This window comes from Paraburkholderia bryophila, assembly GCF_003269035.1.
GTDB lineage: Bacteria > Pseudomonadota > Gammaproteobacteria > Burkholderiales > Burkholderiaceae > Paraburkholderia > Paraburkholderia bryophila.
In genome coordinates, this window is record NZ_QLTK01000006.1 from 179119 (window position 1) to 195100 (window position 15982).

13 protein-coding genes are annotated in these 15982 nt (G+C 62.9%); 9 read left to right on the forward strand and 4 right to left on the reverse strand.

The genetic code is table 11. The annotated features are described in order from the left end of the window. Nucleotides 1-8: 8 nt before the first annotated feature. From phnE to phnC, 3 genes are read right to left on the reverse strand one after another with little or no spacing between them, the layout of a single operon-like run. Nucleotides 9-851 (reverse strand): phosphonate ABC transporter, permease protein PhnE, encoded by an 843-nt coding sequence (gene phnE / locus BX591_RS12820; protein ID WP_111931799.1) that lies wholly within the window; start codon nt 849-851, stop codon nt 9-11. Continuing rightward, entirely contained in the window at nt 848-1825 is a 978-nt protein-coding gene (gene phnD, locus BX591_RS12825) for a phosphonate ABC transporter substrate-binding protein (RefSeq protein WP_111931800.1), read from the reverse strand. The genes phnE and phnD overlap by 4 nt, the downstream gene beginning before the upstream one ends. Before the next feature lie 40 nt (nt 1826-1865). After that, nucleotides 1866-2762, reverse strand: coding sequence for a phosphonate ABC transporter ATP-binding protein (gene phnC, locus BX591_RS12830; protein WP_111931801.1), 897 nt, complete (start codon nt 2760-2762; stop codon nt 1866-1868). Between the two features lie 927 nt (nt 2763-3689). On the opposite strand from phnC, the gene BX591_RS12835 reads away from it, so the two are divergent. From BX591_RS12835 to BX591_RS12865, 6 genes are all read left to right on the forward strand, one after another. Next, on the forward strand, nt 3690-4727 hold the full coding sequence (locus BX591_RS12835) for a M14 family zinc carboxypeptidase (RefSeq protein ID WP_111931802.1): 1038 nt from the start codon (nt 3690-3692) through the stop codon (nt 4725-4727). Beyond that, complete coding sequence (locus tag BX591_RS12840; protein WP_111931803.1) at nt 4724-5500, forward strand: alpha/beta fold hydrolase; 777 nt, start codon at nt 4724-4726, stop codon at nt 5498-5500. The genes BX591_RS12835 and BX591_RS12840 overlap by 4 nt, the downstream gene beginning before the upstream one ends. A 158-nt stretch (nt 5501-5658) precedes the next feature. Further along, nucleotides 5659-10500, forward strand: coding sequence for an NAD-glutamate dehydrogenase (locus tag BX591_RS12845; RefSeq protein ID WP_111931804.1), 4842 nt, complete (start codon nt 5659-5661; stop codon nt 10498-10500). Nucleotides 10501-10953: 453 nt separating this feature from the next. Next, nucleotides 10954-11700, forward strand: coding sequence for a superoxide dismutase (locus BX591_RS12855; RefSeq protein WP_111931805.1), 747 nt, complete (start codon nt 10954-10956; stop codon nt 11698-11700). Between the two features lie 293 nt (nt 11701-11993). After that, complete coding sequence (locus BX591_RS12860; protein ID WP_111931806.1) at nt 11994-12551, forward strand: RNA polymerase sigma factor; 558 nt, start codon at nt 11994-11996, stop codon at nt 12549-12551. Next, nucleotides 12548-13510 (forward strand): anti-sigma factor family protein, encoded by a 963-nt coding sequence (locus BX591_RS12865; protein WP_111931807.1) that lies wholly within the window; start codon nt 12548-12550, stop codon nt 13508-13510. The genes BX591_RS12860 and BX591_RS12865 overlap by 4 nt, the downstream gene beginning before the upstream one ends. A gap of 181 nt (nt 13511-13691) precedes the next feature. Here BX591_RS12865 and BX591_RS37145 read toward each other — a convergent pair whose 3' ends face one another. After that, entirely contained in the window at nt 13692-13814 is a 123-nt protein-coding gene (locus tag BX591_RS37145; protein ID WP_276330766.1) for a hypothetical protein, read from the reverse strand. On the opposite strand from BX591_RS37145, the gene BX591_RS36090 reads away from it, so the two are divergent. From BX591_RS36090 to BX591_RS12875, 3 genes are all read left to right on the forward strand, one after another. Next, nucleotides 13813-14004 carry a hypothetical protein gene (locus BX591_RS36090; protein ID WP_146749758.1) on the forward strand — a complete coding sequence of 64 codons (192 nt, stop codon included), beginning with the start codon at nt 13813-13815 and terminating at the stop codon, nt 14002-14004. The two genes, BX591_RS37145 and BX591_RS36090, sit on opposite strands and share 2 nt — an antisense overlap. A 112-nt stretch (nt 14005-14116) precedes the next feature. After that, complete coding sequence (locus BX591_RS12870; protein ID WP_111931808.1) at nt 14117-14941, forward strand: alpha/beta fold hydrolase; 825 nt, start codon at nt 14117-14119, stop codon at nt 14939-14941. Between the two features lie 128 nt (nt 14942-15069). Then, complete coding sequence (locus tag BX591_RS12875; RefSeq protein ID WP_111931809.1) at nt 15070-15975, forward strand: cation diffusion facilitator family transporter; 906 nt, start codon at nt 15070-15072, stop codon at nt 15973-15975. Nucleotides 15976-15982: the final 7 nt, after the last annotated feature.

Here is a 15982-nt window from a genome sequence, read left to right on the forward strand (position 1 = left end):
ACGAAGTTTCAGATCACGCGCTCGCGCAGCCACGCGGAGGCCAGGTCGATCGCCGACACCACCACGATCACCATGATCATGACCGCGGAGGTTTGCGCATAGTCGAACGAGCGGATCGCTTCGTACAGCACCACGCCGATGCCGCCCGCGCCGACCATGCCGACCACCATCGCCGAGCGCACGTTCGATTCGAAGCGATACAACGCGTACGAGATCCACAGCGGCAGCACTTGCGGCAGCACGGCGTAAATGATTTCGTCGAGCGGGCTGGCGCCGGTTGCGCGAATACCTTCCGCGGGACGCGGATCGATCGCCTCGACCGCTTCGGCGAACAGCTTGGCAAGCACGCCGGTGGTGTGAACCCACAGCGCCAGCACGCCGGCGAAAGGCCCGAGTCCGACCGCGACGATGAACAGCATCGCGAAGACCATTTCGTTGATCGCGCGGCATGCGTCCATCAGGCGGCGCACCGGTTGCACGATCCACATCGGCGCGATGTTATGCGCGGACATCAGGCCGCACGGTATCGCGCAGACGAGCGAGAGCGCGGTGCCCCATACCGCCACGGACAGCGTCACGATCATTTCATGCAGATACGTGCGCCATTCGGTGAAGTTCGGCGGAAAGAAGTCTTTCGCGAACTGGCCCATGTTGCCGGAGTCGCTCAGCAGATCCAGCGGACGCATGTCGGCGCTATGCCATGCGCCGCCCAGCGCCGCGAACAGGGCGATCCAACCGAGCAGCGAGAACCAGCTGCGCTTGCGTGCCGCCGGGGCGGGTTGAGCCGCCGCCTGCGCGGCGAGCGTGTCGCTCGCGCGTGCCGGCGACGCGATCAGATCGGCCGTATTCATGGCTTTGCTTGCTCGGTGTTGAGCGCGCTCAGCTTGGCGTCGAGCGCGGCCAGTTGGGTTTTGCGCTCGTCGTTGGACAGATGCGTGTCGGCCTCGATCTTCTGCTTCTGCTGGAACAGCGCGACCTGGCGAATCGGCAACAGTTGCGCATCCGACGATGCCGCGAAACCGCCGTAGCCGAAAATCCCCGCCATCACCGCTTTTTCGTGCGGATCGGTCTTCGCGTAGTTCAGGAAAAAGTTACGCAGTTTGTCTTTGGTGGCTTGCGGCAGATCCTTGCGCCACACCAGCGGGTCCGACGGAATCAGCGGCGAAGTCCACAGCACGCGAACCTGGGCGAACTTGTCCGGATGCTGTTGCTTCAGCGTGTCGAGCATTTCGGTGTTGTTCGTCGCGATGTCGATCTTGTTGTTCACCACGGCCAGCAGGTTCGCTTCGTGGCTCGACGGCAGTACCGTCTTGAACGACGTATTCACCGGCGCGTTGTGCTTCGCGAACAGGTAATAGCCGGGAATCAGCGTGCCCGACGTGGAGTTCGGATCGCCATAACCGAGCGTGACGTCTTTGGTGTTCCTGAAGACGTCGTCGAGCGTCTTGAAGCGGCTGTTTACGTTCGTGATCAACACGGAGTTATAGCCGGCGGCGCCGTTCGCGTACTGAACCTTCGCGAACACTTCGCCTTGCGAGCGATCCACCGCCTCGATCGCCGACGCATTGCCGAAATAGCCGACCTGTACCTTGTTAAAGCGCATGCCTTCGATGATGCCGGCGTAGTCGGTTGCGAAAAACGCTTTGATGTTCAGCCCGGTTTGCCTGTTCATGTCGGCGATCAGCGGTTCCCAGCGCTGCTTCAGCACCGAGGACGAATCGGTCGAAATGATGCCGAGGTTGATGTCTTCGGCGTAGACGGTGGCGGCGCAGGCGAAGGCGGCCACGCCGACGGACAGCGTGATCAGTGAGCGCAGGAATTTCATCGTTAGAGATCCGGTAGGGGAACGGAAAGGATTGGCGTGCTCAGTTGGAGTGCGCCGGTTTCAGGGCGAACGCGTAACCGGTGGCAGCCGGTGGATTGTCTGGTTCCGGCGCGGCGACGGTAGCGGTGTGAGTCGCGTGGTTGGCGTGCGCGCTGTCGCGTGTTTCATCGAGCAGTTCGCGGGCGTCGTCGCCGTAGAGTTTCTTCAGCAGCGCGGGGCCGAGCGCGGCGGATGGGCCGTCGTAGACCACCTTGCCGCGACGTAGCGCGACGGTGCGCGGGCAATACTGCATCGCGATGTCGACCTGATGCAGCGACACCAGCACGGTGAGTTGATGGTCGACATTGAGCGCGCGGAGCATGTCCATGACGCGCCGTGACGATTCAGGATCGAGTGAGGCGATCGGCTCGTCCGCCAGCACGATGCGTGCGCGTTGCACCAGGGCGCGTGCCAGTGCGGCGCGTTGTTGCTGGCCGCCGGACAGATTGGCGGCGCGTTCACGCGCGTGTTCGCCGATGCCGACCTCATTGAGCGCGGCCATCGACAAGGCCCGTTCCGCGCGTGGAAAAAGGCCGGTTAGCCGACGCCACCAGGAGAGGCGCGAGAGTGCGCCGACCAGCACGTTGGTCTCGACGGAGAGGCGGTTGACCAGGTTGAATTGCTGGAACACGAAGCCGATATCGCGGCGAATGCTGCGCACTTCTCGCACGATACGGCCGTTTTGCTGGATCGGGCGGCCGAGAATTGCGATCTGTGACGGTTGTGCGTCGGAGGCGGTGAAGCCTGCGATGTGGCGCAACAGGGTCGATTTTCCGGAGCCCGAGGCGCCGATCAGGGCGACCATTTCGCCGGGTTCGACGCGGAGGTCGATTTCGTCTAACGCCTTGCGGCCGTTGGCGAACGTCTTGCTGAGACGTTCGATGCGGATTGCTTCCATAAGTACCCCTGATGCTTCAAGCATTTGGTGGTGCTCATTCTAGGAAGCGTCTGTGACGGTTGAGTGAAGGTGTCGCAACGTCTAGACGACTATATCTTTTTGTGAAGGTTTTGAGGCCGGCGTGTGGCAGATTTGTGGCTGCGGTTGCTGGGGTGTTGGCCTTTACTTGCATTCTTAGTGGTCTATTAGCGTTGCCCCTGTGCGGGGCGGCACTAACTTCTCTTTGCCGCGGCAAAGAGAAGTCAGCAAGAGAAAGCCGCTCAAACCGCTAATTCTTAAGTGGGTTCCTCGCGCAGTTGCGGCAGTGGTGCATCTGGAATCTGTGTCCTCGCGCATTCGACGCCAGTGACACAGCAGTCATTCTTCCGGCGGCGCTCCGCGCGCCGAACGGTAGGTCAAAAACAGCGGGGCATGCCCCCGCGCATTACGGCATCTCGCCGAGGCGAAGCCGACGGCCCCCACCGCGCGAAAACGGAGCCCCTGGTTTCAATGCAGACCGTGCCGCCGAGCGCGCAGCGCGAGGCGGGATGAATGATGGCCTTGTCACGAGCGCGGAGTGTGCGAGAGCACGGATTCCAGATGAGCCACTACCGCGACTGCGCGGGGGACCCGCTTAAAAATTAGCGGTTTGAGCGGCTTTCTCTTGCTGACTTCTCTTTGCCGCGGCAAAGAGAAGTTAGTGCCGCCCCGCACAGGGGCAACGCTAATAGACCACTAACAAATCAAGGAAAGGCCAACAAACCAGAGAGAGAAAAAGCACACCGAAAAAGCGCCGCAAGACCCCAAAAAAATGTCACGTCCATGACACACCAATGACACAACCAACAAACCACCCCCACCATCATGCAAGCCCCCCCACCACCAGGCTATATTGCATCATCACCGCAAGCCGTCCCCAATAACCTTGCAGTTCCCTTCAGCGCCCCCATGCCGCAACCACTGAGCTTTCTGCCCGACAGTTTTGCGGAGTACGAAGATCTCAACACGATCCTCGACCAGGGCAGCGCGAGTTTCGAAATTCGCACCGTCTGCGACACCACGGTACGCGGCCGGCAATTCGCCGTGCGCACGGCGAGTATCGGCTCAACCGATCCACTCGCGCCAGCCATCGGCTTTTTCGGCGGCATTCACGGCCTTGAACGGATCGGCTCGCAACTCGTGCTCGACTACATGCGTGCACTCCTCGCACGGCTCGAATGGGACGAACTGCTGGTGCGCCAATTGCAATCCATTCGTCTGATCTTTATGCCCATCGTCAACCCCGGCGGCATGTGGGCAGCCACCCGCGCCAATCCGAACGGCGTCGACCTGATGCGCAACGCGCCGCAGAATGCCGACGAACGCGTGCCGCTGCTGGCCGGCGGTCAGCGCGTGGGCGCATGGCTGCCGTGGTATCGCGGCCGCGAAGGCGAACCGATGGAAGCGGAAGCCGCCGCGCTGCTACGCGTAGTCGAAGCCGAACTGGCCGCCCGGCCCCTGAGCATCGCGCTCGATTGCCACTCGGGCTACGGCTGGAAAGACAGCATCTGGTTTCCCTACGCGCGAACCCGCAAGTTGATGCCGCACTTGCCGGAAATGTACGTCTTGAAGACGATGTTCGAACGCGCGCATCCGCATCACGGCTACGCATTCGAACCGCAGAGCCATCAATATCTGCTGCACGGCGATCTGTGGGACTTTGCCTACGACCGCGCGCCCGCCGCCAGCGTCTTCCTGCCAATGACGCTCGAACTCGGCTCGTGGTTGTGGATCAAGAAGAACCCGCGGCAACTGTTCTCGCGCCAGGGCATGTTCAATCCGGTCAAGGCGCATCGCACCGCGCGCGTGTTGCGTCGTCATGCGAACCTGTTCGACTTCCTGGCGCGCGCGGCGTTTTCGTCGCAGCGCTGGCTGCCGCAAGGCAATCGCCGCGAGCAACTGCTGCAATGCGCGATCGACCATTGGTACACCCCGGACATCGTATGAGCACGTGGATTCTGCTGCGCGGACTCACGCGCGAAGCACGTCATTGGGGACGCTTGCCCGCCGCGCTGCGCGACGCCGCCGGCATCGACCGTCCATTGCTGATCGATCTGCCGGGTAACGGCGAGTTCGCGCATTTGCGTGCGCCGGCAACCGTCGCGGACATGGTGAGTTTCGTGCGGCGCGCCGCCGGGCAAAGCGGCGTGCCGGGCCCGTATTGCGTGCTGGCCATGTCGTTGGGCGGCATGGCGGCGACGGACTGGGCGCAGCGCTATCCCGGCGAGATCGAACGGCTGGTGCTGATCAATACGAGCATGCGGCCGTTCAGCCACATGCAGGAGCGGCTGCGGCCTTCGGCGTGGCCGGGCCTGCTGCGCGTCGCGGCGCATTGGAGCGATGCGCGCCGTGCCGAACAGGGTATTCATCGCCTGACCTGCAATAACGTTGAAACATTGGGCGCCGATCTCGACGCGTGGAGTGCGATTCGTCGCAGCAGACCGGTGACTCGCGGCAATGCGCTGCGGCAATTGTGGGCGGCGGCGCGTTTTACCGCTCATGCTGCACAGCCGCACTGTCCATTGCTGATTCTGTCGTCACGCAACGATAAACTGGTGGACCCGGCGTGCTCGATGAAACTGGCGGCGGCGTGGCAGGCGCCGCATCGTGAACATGAGTGGGCGAGCCACGATCTGCCGCACGACGATCCGGCCTGGACCGCTGAGCAGGTGCGTGCATGGCTCGCGCAAGACTACGCGGATTCGCAGCCGGTAGTCTGAGCGGCACGCCGGTGTGAGAACGGACTTGCCGACATTAGCGGGTATAACCTAACGGTGCTCGCGCATCGTGTGCAGGGTGGCAGGTGCATAATCCCCCTTCAGTCGATGCCTGCGAATCAATCGATACTCGCCGTAGCCACTAGCCGGGGGAGTTGATCATGCAAGCCAGGAACGAAGAAGCCGTCACACACCTGCTGAACGATGTCGTCGACTTTGCGCGAGGGCGTTTGCCGGAGCCGACCTTTCACATCGTCGAGCCGTTTCTGCGGCATTACTACGATTTCGTCGACGCCGACGACCTGCAAAGCCGCTCGATCGCCGACCTCTACGGCGCGGCGCTTGCGCACTGGCAAACCGCGCAGCGCTTCGTGCCCGGCGCCGAACGGCTGCGCGTCTATAACCCGATCCTCGAACAGCACGGCTGGCATTCCGATCACACGGTGATCGAAATCGTCAACGACGACATGCCGTTTCTGGTCGATTCGGTGTCGATGGCGGTCAACGGTCTGCGGCTCGCGCTGCATTCGGTCGTGCATCCGGTGTTCCGGATCTGGCGCGGCCCCGACGGCGCGATCGCGCGCGTCGGCCAGGGCGCCGAAGATGCCACCGACTCGCGCTCGCAACTCACGTCGTTCATTCACTTCGAAGTCGACCGATGCGGCGACGCCGCAAAACTCGACGCGCTGCGCGACGAAATTGCGAAGGTGTTGCGCGACGTGCGCGCCGCGGTGGAAGACTGGCCGAAGATCGTCGAACTCGCGCGCGGCACCATTAAAGGTATGAAAGCGGGAGAAGCCGGGCCGGAAGGACTCGAGGCGCGCTCGTTTCTCGAATGGATGGTGGCCGATCACTTCACGTTTCTCGGCCAGCGCGATTATGAGTTGGTGCAGCACGATATCGGCTACGGTTTGCGTCCGGTGCCGGGCTCGGGGCTCGGCATTCTGCGCGACGAACTGAAGCCCATCGGCGCGCCCGACGTCACGCCGTTGCCGCCGGCGGCAGCCGACATCATCGCCGGTTCGTCGCCGATCTTTCTGACCAAGGCGAATTCACGCGCCACGGTGCATCGTCCGGGCTATCTGGACTACGTCGGAATCAAGCTCACGGGCGCGGACGGCAAGGTGACCGGCGAGCGTCGTTTCATCGGCCTTTATACGTCGACCGCTTATTTCGTTTCAGCCGCCGAGATTCCGATCGTGCGGCGCAAATGCGCGAATATCGTGCGGCGAGCGGGATTCCTGCCGAAAGGTCATCTGGCGAAATCGCTGGTAACCGTGCTCGAAACCTATCCGCGCGACGAGTTGTTTCAGGCCGACGAAGACCAGCTCTACGACATCGCGCTCGGCGTGCTGCGTTTGCAGGAACATCAACGCACGCGCCTGTTTATACGGCGCGACCGGTTCGACCGTTTCGTGTCGTGTCTGGTGTTCGTGCCGCGCGACAAGTACAACACCGATTTGCGGCAACGGATCGCGACGTTACTGGCTGAGGCGTTCAACGGCGAAAACGTCGAATTCACGCCGCTGCTGTCGGAGTCGACGCTGGCGCGCATTCATTTTGTCGTGCATGCGAAACCGGGCGGCATGCCCAACGTCGACACGCGAGAACTGGAGGCGCGGCTCGTTCACGTGGCGCGCCGCTGGCAGGACGATCTGGCCGACGCCTTGCTCGACGCCTTCGGCGAAGAGCAGGGCAACCGTCTGCTGCAACACTACGCGGATTCCTTTCCGGCCGGTTATCGCGACGATTATCCCGCTCGCACGGCGGTGCGCGATATCGAACTGATCGAGCGCGTGCAGGGCAGCGAGCGGCTCGCGATGAACCTGTATCGCCCGATCGAAGCGGGCCCACGTGCGTTCCGCTTCAAGGTCTACCGTGCCGGTTTGCCGATCGCGCTGTCGCGCAGTTTGCCGATGCTGGAGCATCTGGGCGTGCGCGTCGATGAAGAGCGGCCGTATCTGATCGAAGCGCTGGACGCGACACCCGCGTGGATTCATGACTTCGGCCTGGAACTCGCGGACGACGCGGAGTTCGATATCGAACGGGTCAAGGATCTGTTCGAGGAAGCGTTCGAGCAGGTGTGGACCGGCGCGATCGAGAGCGACGATTTCAATCGACTCGTGTTGCGCGCGCAACTGAATGCGCGCGAGGTGACGATACTGCGTGCATATGCCAAATATCTGCGCCAGGTCGGCTCCACCTTTAGCGACGCGTATATCGAACGCGCAGTGACCGGGAACCCCGAGATCGCGCGGATGCTGGTCGAACTGTTTATTGCGCGTTTCGATCCGGTGCTCGGCGAGACCCGCGAAGCGCGCGTGGACGGCTGGCTGCGTACGATCGACAGCGCGCTCGATCAGGTGCCGAATCTCGACGAGGACCGCATACTCCGGCAGTTTCTCGGCGTGATCAAGGCCACGCAGCGCACCAACTACTATCGCTTCAACGCGGAGGGCCAGCCGAAGCCGTATTTGTCGTTCAAGTTCGATCCGTCGCAAGTGCCGGGCTTGCCCGAGCCGAAACCGATGTTCGAAATCTGGGTGTACTCCCCACGCGTGGAAGGCGTGCATTTGCGCGGCGGCCGTGTAGCGCGCGGCGGTCTGCGCTGGTCGGATCGACGCGAGGACTTCCGCACGGAAGTGCTCGGCCTGATGAAAGCGCAGATGGTGAAGAACGTGGTGATCGTGCCGGTCGGGTCGAAAGGCGGCTTCGTCGTGAAGAATCCGCCGCCGCAGAGCGAGCGCGACGCGTGGATGCGCGAAGGGGTTGCGTGCTATCAGACCTTCCTGCGCGGTCTGCTCGACGTCACCGACAACCTCGCGGGGGCGACCGTGGTGCCGCCGCCCGACGTGGTGCGGCACGATCCCGACGATCCGTATCTGGTGGTCGCCGCCGACAAAGGCACGGCGACCTTCTCCGACTACGCGAACGCGATCTCGCAGGAATACGGTTTCTGGCTCGACGACGCGTTCGCGTCGGGCGGCTCGGTCGGCTACGACCACAAGAAGATGGCGATCACCGCGCGCGGCGCGTGGGAGTCGGTCAAGCGGCACTTTCGCGAGATGGGCGTCGATACGCAGACCATGGACTTCACGGTGGTCGGCGTGGGTGACATGTCCGGCGACGTGTTCGGCAACGGCATGCTGTTGTCGCCGCATATCAAGCTGGTGGCCGCGTTCGATCATCGGCATATCTTTCTCGATCCGAATCCCGATCCGGCCAGCAGTCTCGCCGAGCGTGGGCGTCTGTTCGGTCTCGATCGTTCGAGTTGGGCCGATTACGATCCCGCGCTGATTTCAGCGGGCGGCGGCGTGTTTCCGCGTACCGCCAAGACGATTCCTTTGTCGCCCGCGGTGCAGGCGGTGCTCGGCGTCAGCGCGCCGGCGCTCGCGCCGACCGAGTTGATGCGGGCGATCCTGCAGGCGCCGGTCGATCTGCTTTACAACGGCGGTATCGGCACGTATGTGAAAGCGAGCCGCGAAACGCATCTGCAGGTCGGCGACCGCGCCAACGACGCGATCCGCGTGAACGGTGCCGATCTGCACTGCAAGGTCGTCGCCGAAGGGGGCAATCTCGGTCTCACGCAGCTTGGGCGTATCGAGTTCGCGCAGCGCGGCGGCCGCATCAATACGGATGCGATCGACAATTCCGCGGGCGTCGACTGCTCGGACCATGAGGTCAACATCAAGATCCTGCTGGGACTGGTAGTCGCGGATGGCGAGATGACCGGGAAACAGCGAAACACGTTGCTCGCCGAAATGACCGACGAGGTTGGCCTGCTCGTGTTACAGGACAACTACTACCAGACGCAGGCGCTGTCGATCGCGGGCCGCTACGGTGTCGAGTTGCTCGATGCCGAGGCGCGTCTGATGCGTTATCTCGAGCGCGCGGGCCGCCTGAATCGCGTGATCGAGTTTCTGCCGACCGATGAAGAAATCGCCGAACGGCTGGCGGCGAAACAAGGTCTCACCACGCCCGAACGCGCGGTGTTGCTCGCGTACAGCAAGATGTGGTTATACGACGCGCTGCTCGACTCGACCATGCCCGAGGACCCGCTCGTCAGCGAGATGCTGGTTCAGTACTTCCCGAAACCGTTGCGTCAGCGCTTTAGCGAACCGATGCAGCGCCATCCGTTGCGCCGCGAAATCCTCGCGACGCATTTGACCAATGCCTTGGTGAACCGGGTGGGATGCGAGTTCGTGCATCGGTTGATGGAGGAAACCGACGCGCAGCCGGGCGATATCGTGCGCGCCTGCATCATGGCGCGCGACGTGTTCGATCTCGACGACGTCTGGCGCAGTATCGACGCGCTGGATAATCGCGTCGCCGACGACGTGCAGGCGCGTATGTTCGTCGAAGTCGCGCGGCTGGTCGAACGTTCGGCGCTGTGGTTCTTGCGGCAATTGCAATCGGGCGCGGTCAGCAGCGGCGACGTGGCCGGTCTGCTCGCGCGTTGCCGCGACGCGGCGCAGCGCCTCGCGCCGCAATGGCCCGCGTTGCTGCCGGAGGCCGATCTCGACGCGTTGTCCGAGCGCCAACGCGTGCTCGTGGATGCCGGCGTGGACGGCGAACTCGCGGTGCGGATCGCGAGCGGCGAGATCTCGGCCGCGTTGCTCGATATCGCCGAAGTGGCGTCGACCTGCGGGCGCAGCCTCGAACTCGTCGCGGGCGTGTATTTCGCGCTCGGCACGCTGCTGAACTACAGTTGGATCAGCGAGCGTGCGGCGGCGTTGCCCGCACCCACGCACTGGGACATGCTTGCACGCGCAACGGCATTGGCCGAGCTTGCACGCCTGAAACGCGCACTGACCATGAGTGCGCTAACCGACGCCGACGAAGCGTCGACGGCGGATGCGCTGGTTCAGGCCTGGCGCGACAAACGTGTTGCGCAGCTCGAACGTTACGGTCGTTTGCTGGCCGATTTGCGAGCCACGGGCGGCGCGAGTCTGTCGATGCTGCTGGTGATCGTGCGCGAGATGGCGGCGTTGGAAAGAGCGTAACGCGCGAGCGGATCGGCGCACACGGGCCGGCTTGTATCAGCCCGGCCCGTGTGCATGCGTCAAGCGCGCGGCACGCTGACGGCGTCGCGTCGATACGTCCATACACCCCGCTTGTCGGCGTCGGCCCTGCCGCGAAAAACAGCGTGTTGAGCGACTGATTCGCGAAGCCGTTGCCAAAGCCGATGCCCCAGATGCCGGGCTGCCTGAAGGTCGTGCCGTCGCCCGCGCCGTTGACCTGCGTACGGCCGTGGGGACCGAGCAGCGCGTACGTGATATACATCGTCCCGCCGATTGCCGCGTGCCGTCAGGAATGCATGGCGGCTTGCCGATCGCGCGAAAAAAATTCGCTTTACGTTGGAATAGTGGGAGGAGGTCGGCTGTTCTGTGTGAGTGGCCACGACTCACCGTCATTCGGGCGATGGCCGCGCTCTCTCCACAATCACGGTACCCGTCATGCTCAATTCGCTTATTTCCCGCCGTCGCCTGATTGCAACCGGGTCGCTGGCTTCGGTCGGCGTCGCGCTTTCCAGATTTGCTTTCGGCCAGACGGCACCGACTGCCGCGAAGCCCACGCTCAGCGTCGTACCTGCGTACCTCGGCGTGTCGCCGCAAACGCTGCCGGCGTTGCCTTACGCGGAAAACGCACTCGAGCCGACCATCTCGGCGCGCACGGTTGGGATTCACTACGGCAAGCACCATCGGGCGTATTTCGACAATCTGCACAAGCTGCTGGTCGGCACGCCGCTCGAACAGGCGTCGCTCGAGCAGATCATCGTGCAGTCGCACGATCAGCCGATGCTCGCCGACGTATTCAACAACGCGGCGCAAGCGTGGAATCACAACTTCTACTGGAACTCGCTGACTCCTGCCGCGACCACGCCGAGCGCGAAGCTGCAGGCCGCGATCGAACGCAAGTTCGGCTCGATCGAGGCGTTGTCGAAAGCGCTGGTGGCGACATCGGCGTCGCAATTCGGCAGTGGCTGGGGATGGCTGGTCGTCGATCGCGGCGAACTCGCGGTCGTCAAGACCGGCAATGCGGAAACACCGTTCACGGCCGGTCTCGCGCCGCTGCTCACCGTCGACGTGTGGGAGCACGCGTATTACCTCGACTATCAGAATCGCCGTCCGGACTATCTGGTTGCCACCGTCTCGCGTCATTTGAACTGGGCGTTCGCGTCGGCTAACTTCGAGCGCGTCTGACCGGCGTTGGTGCCATTGCAACGAGTGTGTGCGATGGCCCTTGCAGGTCGTCTCGTTGTGTTCCTTCGGTCCGTCATCGAGCCATTCCGGCTGAAAATTGTTTAGTTAAGGGAAGCAGTCTGTTTAGTTGGCTTCACATCTAAAACGACCGGGTTGTCGGATTCCGTGCATTTTTTTGCGGCGGCAGCGTCATGACTAACGTTGTACAATCCGCGAACTTCGTGGCCTGCCCGCAACGGCCGGTTTTTCGGCCGCCTCGCCCGCCCGCAACCCCTGCTTTCAGCCAGTCAATCATGTCAACAGCAGATGCTGAGAATCTGCCGAATTTACTGCCGGGCATGCTGCCGCGGCTGTGGGCATTCTCCTTGCGGCTGTGCGGAAATCAGCACGACGCCGAAGATGTACTCCAGCGTGCCTGTGTGCGGGGACTCGAACGCGCCAGTCAACTGCAGCCGGGGACGTCGCCGCTGAGCTGGATGTTCTCGATCGTTCACTCCACCTGGATCAACGAATTGCGCGCGCGTAACGTGCGCAGCCGTTCCAGTATGGAATGGGACGATAACTTTCTCGAAACGGTGGCCGATCCCGGCGCACGCAATCCGGAAGCGAGCTTGCTGAGCGGCGAGATCATCGCGGCTGTCGAGCGTTTGCCCGACGCGCAGCGGATCGTGATGCTGCTGATCGCGGTCGAAGGAATGAGCTACGCAGAAGCAGCCGAAACGCTCGGCGTGCCGATCGGCACGATCATGAGCCGGCTGTCCCGCGCGCGCCAGACTATCGGCGCGCAATTCGGCGAGCGCGACGCGTCGGCGGCGCGCTCAACCGGCAACACACAGAGAGCGGCGCAATGAAGATCGATGACGCCATCCTGCTAGCCTACGTCGACGGCGATCTGCCGGAGGACGAGTGCATAAAAGTCGAACATGCGATTCAGGAGTCCACGGAGATCGCATCGCGTGTGTCGTTGCTGCGCGCGTCGCAACTCCCCTATGCGGAAGCATTCGATCAGCAATCGCTGCCGCCGGTGCCTGAATCGCTGAGCCGAAGTGTCGACGACATGATTCGTCAGCATCTCGCGAATGCATCCGCGCAGCAGCACGCGGCCGGAGTGGCCGATGCTGCGCCCCGTGGCGAGACTGAAGAAGCGTCTTTGGGCGAGAACGTGCATCGCCTGAAGCCACGCGCCAGATCGCTGCCCATGCTGTCGTGGCCGAAGCTCGCCGTCGCGTTCGTTGCGGGCGCATTCTGTTGCGGCCTCGCGTTGCGGTTGGTGCCGCAATTGGCGGGCAACGGCAACAGCGGTAGTGGTGGCGTTGTCACCGCGTCGAACGACGCCGCCATGATGCCGTGGATCAAGGCGGCTGCCGGCTATCAGCAGCTTTACACACGCGATACGGTCGCGCTGTTGCAGCCCGACATGAATGTGACGACGGCCACCGTCGCCGACATTCGCCACGTCGACAACCTCGCCATGCAGATTCCCGATCTGAGCCGCCAGGGCCTCACGTTCAAGCGCGTGCAGCGCTTACGCTTTCATGACAAGGCGCTCGTGCAGATCGTGTATCTGCCGCAAAAGGGCAATCCTGTCGCGCTGTGCGTGCTGAAAGAGGCGAAGGCGGACGCCGCGCCGTCCGACGCCAACGTGCACGGCATGGCCGTGGTTTCATGGCGTCGCGGACAACTTGGCTACGCGCTGATCGGCGAACCCGGCACGGTGGATCTCGACGCGCTCGGCAAGCAGTTGTACAACGGCCAGGTGACGACCACCGTCGGCAGCAACGACAACGGCGCGCCCGATCCGCGCGCTTGATCCGCGCGTGATCCGGTTGGGGCGATGAAAGCGCCGGGCCGTTCAGGTCGGCCCGCGCGCGAGTCAAGCCTTCTATTTATTTCACGCCCGCTCTGAAGACCGCAACGGTCTCCTCCAGACGGGTCACCTGCTCATCGAGAGATTGGGCGGCGGCCGCCTCTTCGACAAACGCCCCATTCTGCTAGGTCAATTCGTCGATCTGATTGATCGCCACGTTCACCTCTTGAATGCTGTTGCCCTGCGCGTCGGACGTCGTGGCGATTTCCTCGCCGAGCGTCACGATAAGCCGGCGAACGATCGTCATGGTCTCTTTCCTGGCGCGGAGTTGGAATGGCGCGGCGCGAAAAGACCGTACAACCCGTGTTGTTCGCGCACGCTGTCATGCACAACACTATGCAGGCGCAACTATTCCGCTGCAGCCCGATGAATTTATTCAAACGGTGCGATCGGCGGAATTTATCGGCTGGGGCGGCCGAAAAAAATATCTGGAATAAAGCGGATGAAACCGGGTTAACGCTGGAGTCACCTGTAGAAAACCTGGCTTCGTATCGCGGTCATGTCGCGATAGGGAGTTCGTCGACCTTCATCAATCTATTCCGACCAGTCATGAAAACCTTTCGCCTCTCGAATGTCGTTGCACTTGTCGCGCTGACAGCGCCACTGTTCCTGAATGAAGCATCGGCGCAAATCGCTCAGCCCGTGCGCGCCAACAATGTCGTTCTGGTGCATGGCGCCTGGGCTGACGGCTCCAGCTGGAATGGCGTGGTGGAGCGCCTTCAGGCGGCCGGCATGCATGTAACGGCGGTTCAGAACCCACTCACGTCGCTCGCGGATTCCGATGCGGCCACGCGCCGCGCGCTGGCTTTGCAGGACGGTCTGACGGTGCTGGTCGGCCACTCGTGGGCCGGTACGGTAGTGAGCGACGTGGGCAACGATCCGAAGGTGTCGGCGCTCGTGTATGTCGCCGCGCGCGCGCCCGACGCCGGCGAGGATTTCGTCGCGCTGTCGGGCAAATTTCCGACCATGCCGGTGCGTGCGGGCGTCGAGAATCATGACGGCCTGACCACCATTTCCGAAACCGCCTACCTGCGCTATTTTGCAAACGGGGTCACGCCTGACCAGGCGAAGGCGATGTACGCGGAACAATGGCCGACGGCGGCTTCGCTGTTCGGCGAGCGCACCACGGCGGCCGGTTGGCACGTCAAGCCGACGTTTTATGCCGTGTCCAAAGACGATCAGACCATCTCTCCCGATCTGGAGCGCTTCCTCGCCGCGCGTATGAAGGCGAAAACGATTGAACTCGACGCGGGCCATCTGTCGCTCGTGTCTCATCCGCAGGAAATCGCCAATCTGATTCTGGAAGCGGCCGGTCACGAAGCGGGCGCAGCGACGACGGCGGCCGCCACGACGACCGCTGCGGTCAAGAACTGAGGCTTGAGAGGAGGAGGCGATGTCGACGCTGATATCGCCGCGAGGTTCATCGGTCGAGGTGACCGTGGCGGTCGTGTGGAGGCGGTGCGGTATGATTGGCGCCGACCCCACCGACACCCTCCACGACGATGAAAGAAGAATCGCCGAAAGCCATTTTCTACGCCCTCGCCGCCAACCTCGGTATTGCCGTCTGCAAGTTCGCCGCCGCCGCGTTCACCGGTTCCGGCTCGATGTTCGCGGAAGCGATTCACTCGACCGCCGACTGCGGTAATCAACTGCTTCTGCTATTCGGTCTGCGTGAAGCGCGCAAGCCGGCGAGCCCTTTGCACCCCATGGGCAGCGGGCGCGAGATCAATTTCTATTCGCTGCTGGTGGCGCTGCTGCTGTTCTTCGTCGGCGGCGCGTTCTCGGTGTATGAGGGCGTGCACAGGCTCTTCGCGCGTGAGCCGCTGCAGTATGCATATGTGGCGTTGGTGGTACTCGGCGTGTCGGTCGTGCTGGAGGCGTTGTCGCTTTGGGGCGCGGTGAAGGAGATCCGCAAGACGCATCCGGACAAGAGCATGTGGCGCTGGTTTCGCGAGACGCGTGAATCCGACTTGCTGGTGGTCGCGGGCGAGGATATCGCGGCGCTGGCGGGACTCGCGATGGCGTTCGTTGCCGTGCTGCTGACCATGGTGACCGGCAATCCCGTCTACGACGCGCTAGGTTCGATCGGCGTGGGGCTGCTGTTGATGGTGATCGCGTGGCTGGTGGCGCGCGAGGTGAAGTCGATGATCGTCGGCGAGTCGGCGAGCCCGGAAGTGCGTCGCGCGATCGAGGCGCATTTGCAGGCGCGGACTGAAATTCGCAGCATCATCAACATGATCACGCTGCAATGGGGCCGCCATGTGGTGGTGGCCGTGCAGGCCGAAATGATCGACTACGCCAGCGGCCGCGCGATGGTCGACGCGATCAACGTGATCGAAGCGGACTTGCAGGCGACGTTCCCGCAAGTCCGGTGGGTGTTTTTCGAGCCGGACGTGCCGCGCGTTTGAAACCGGC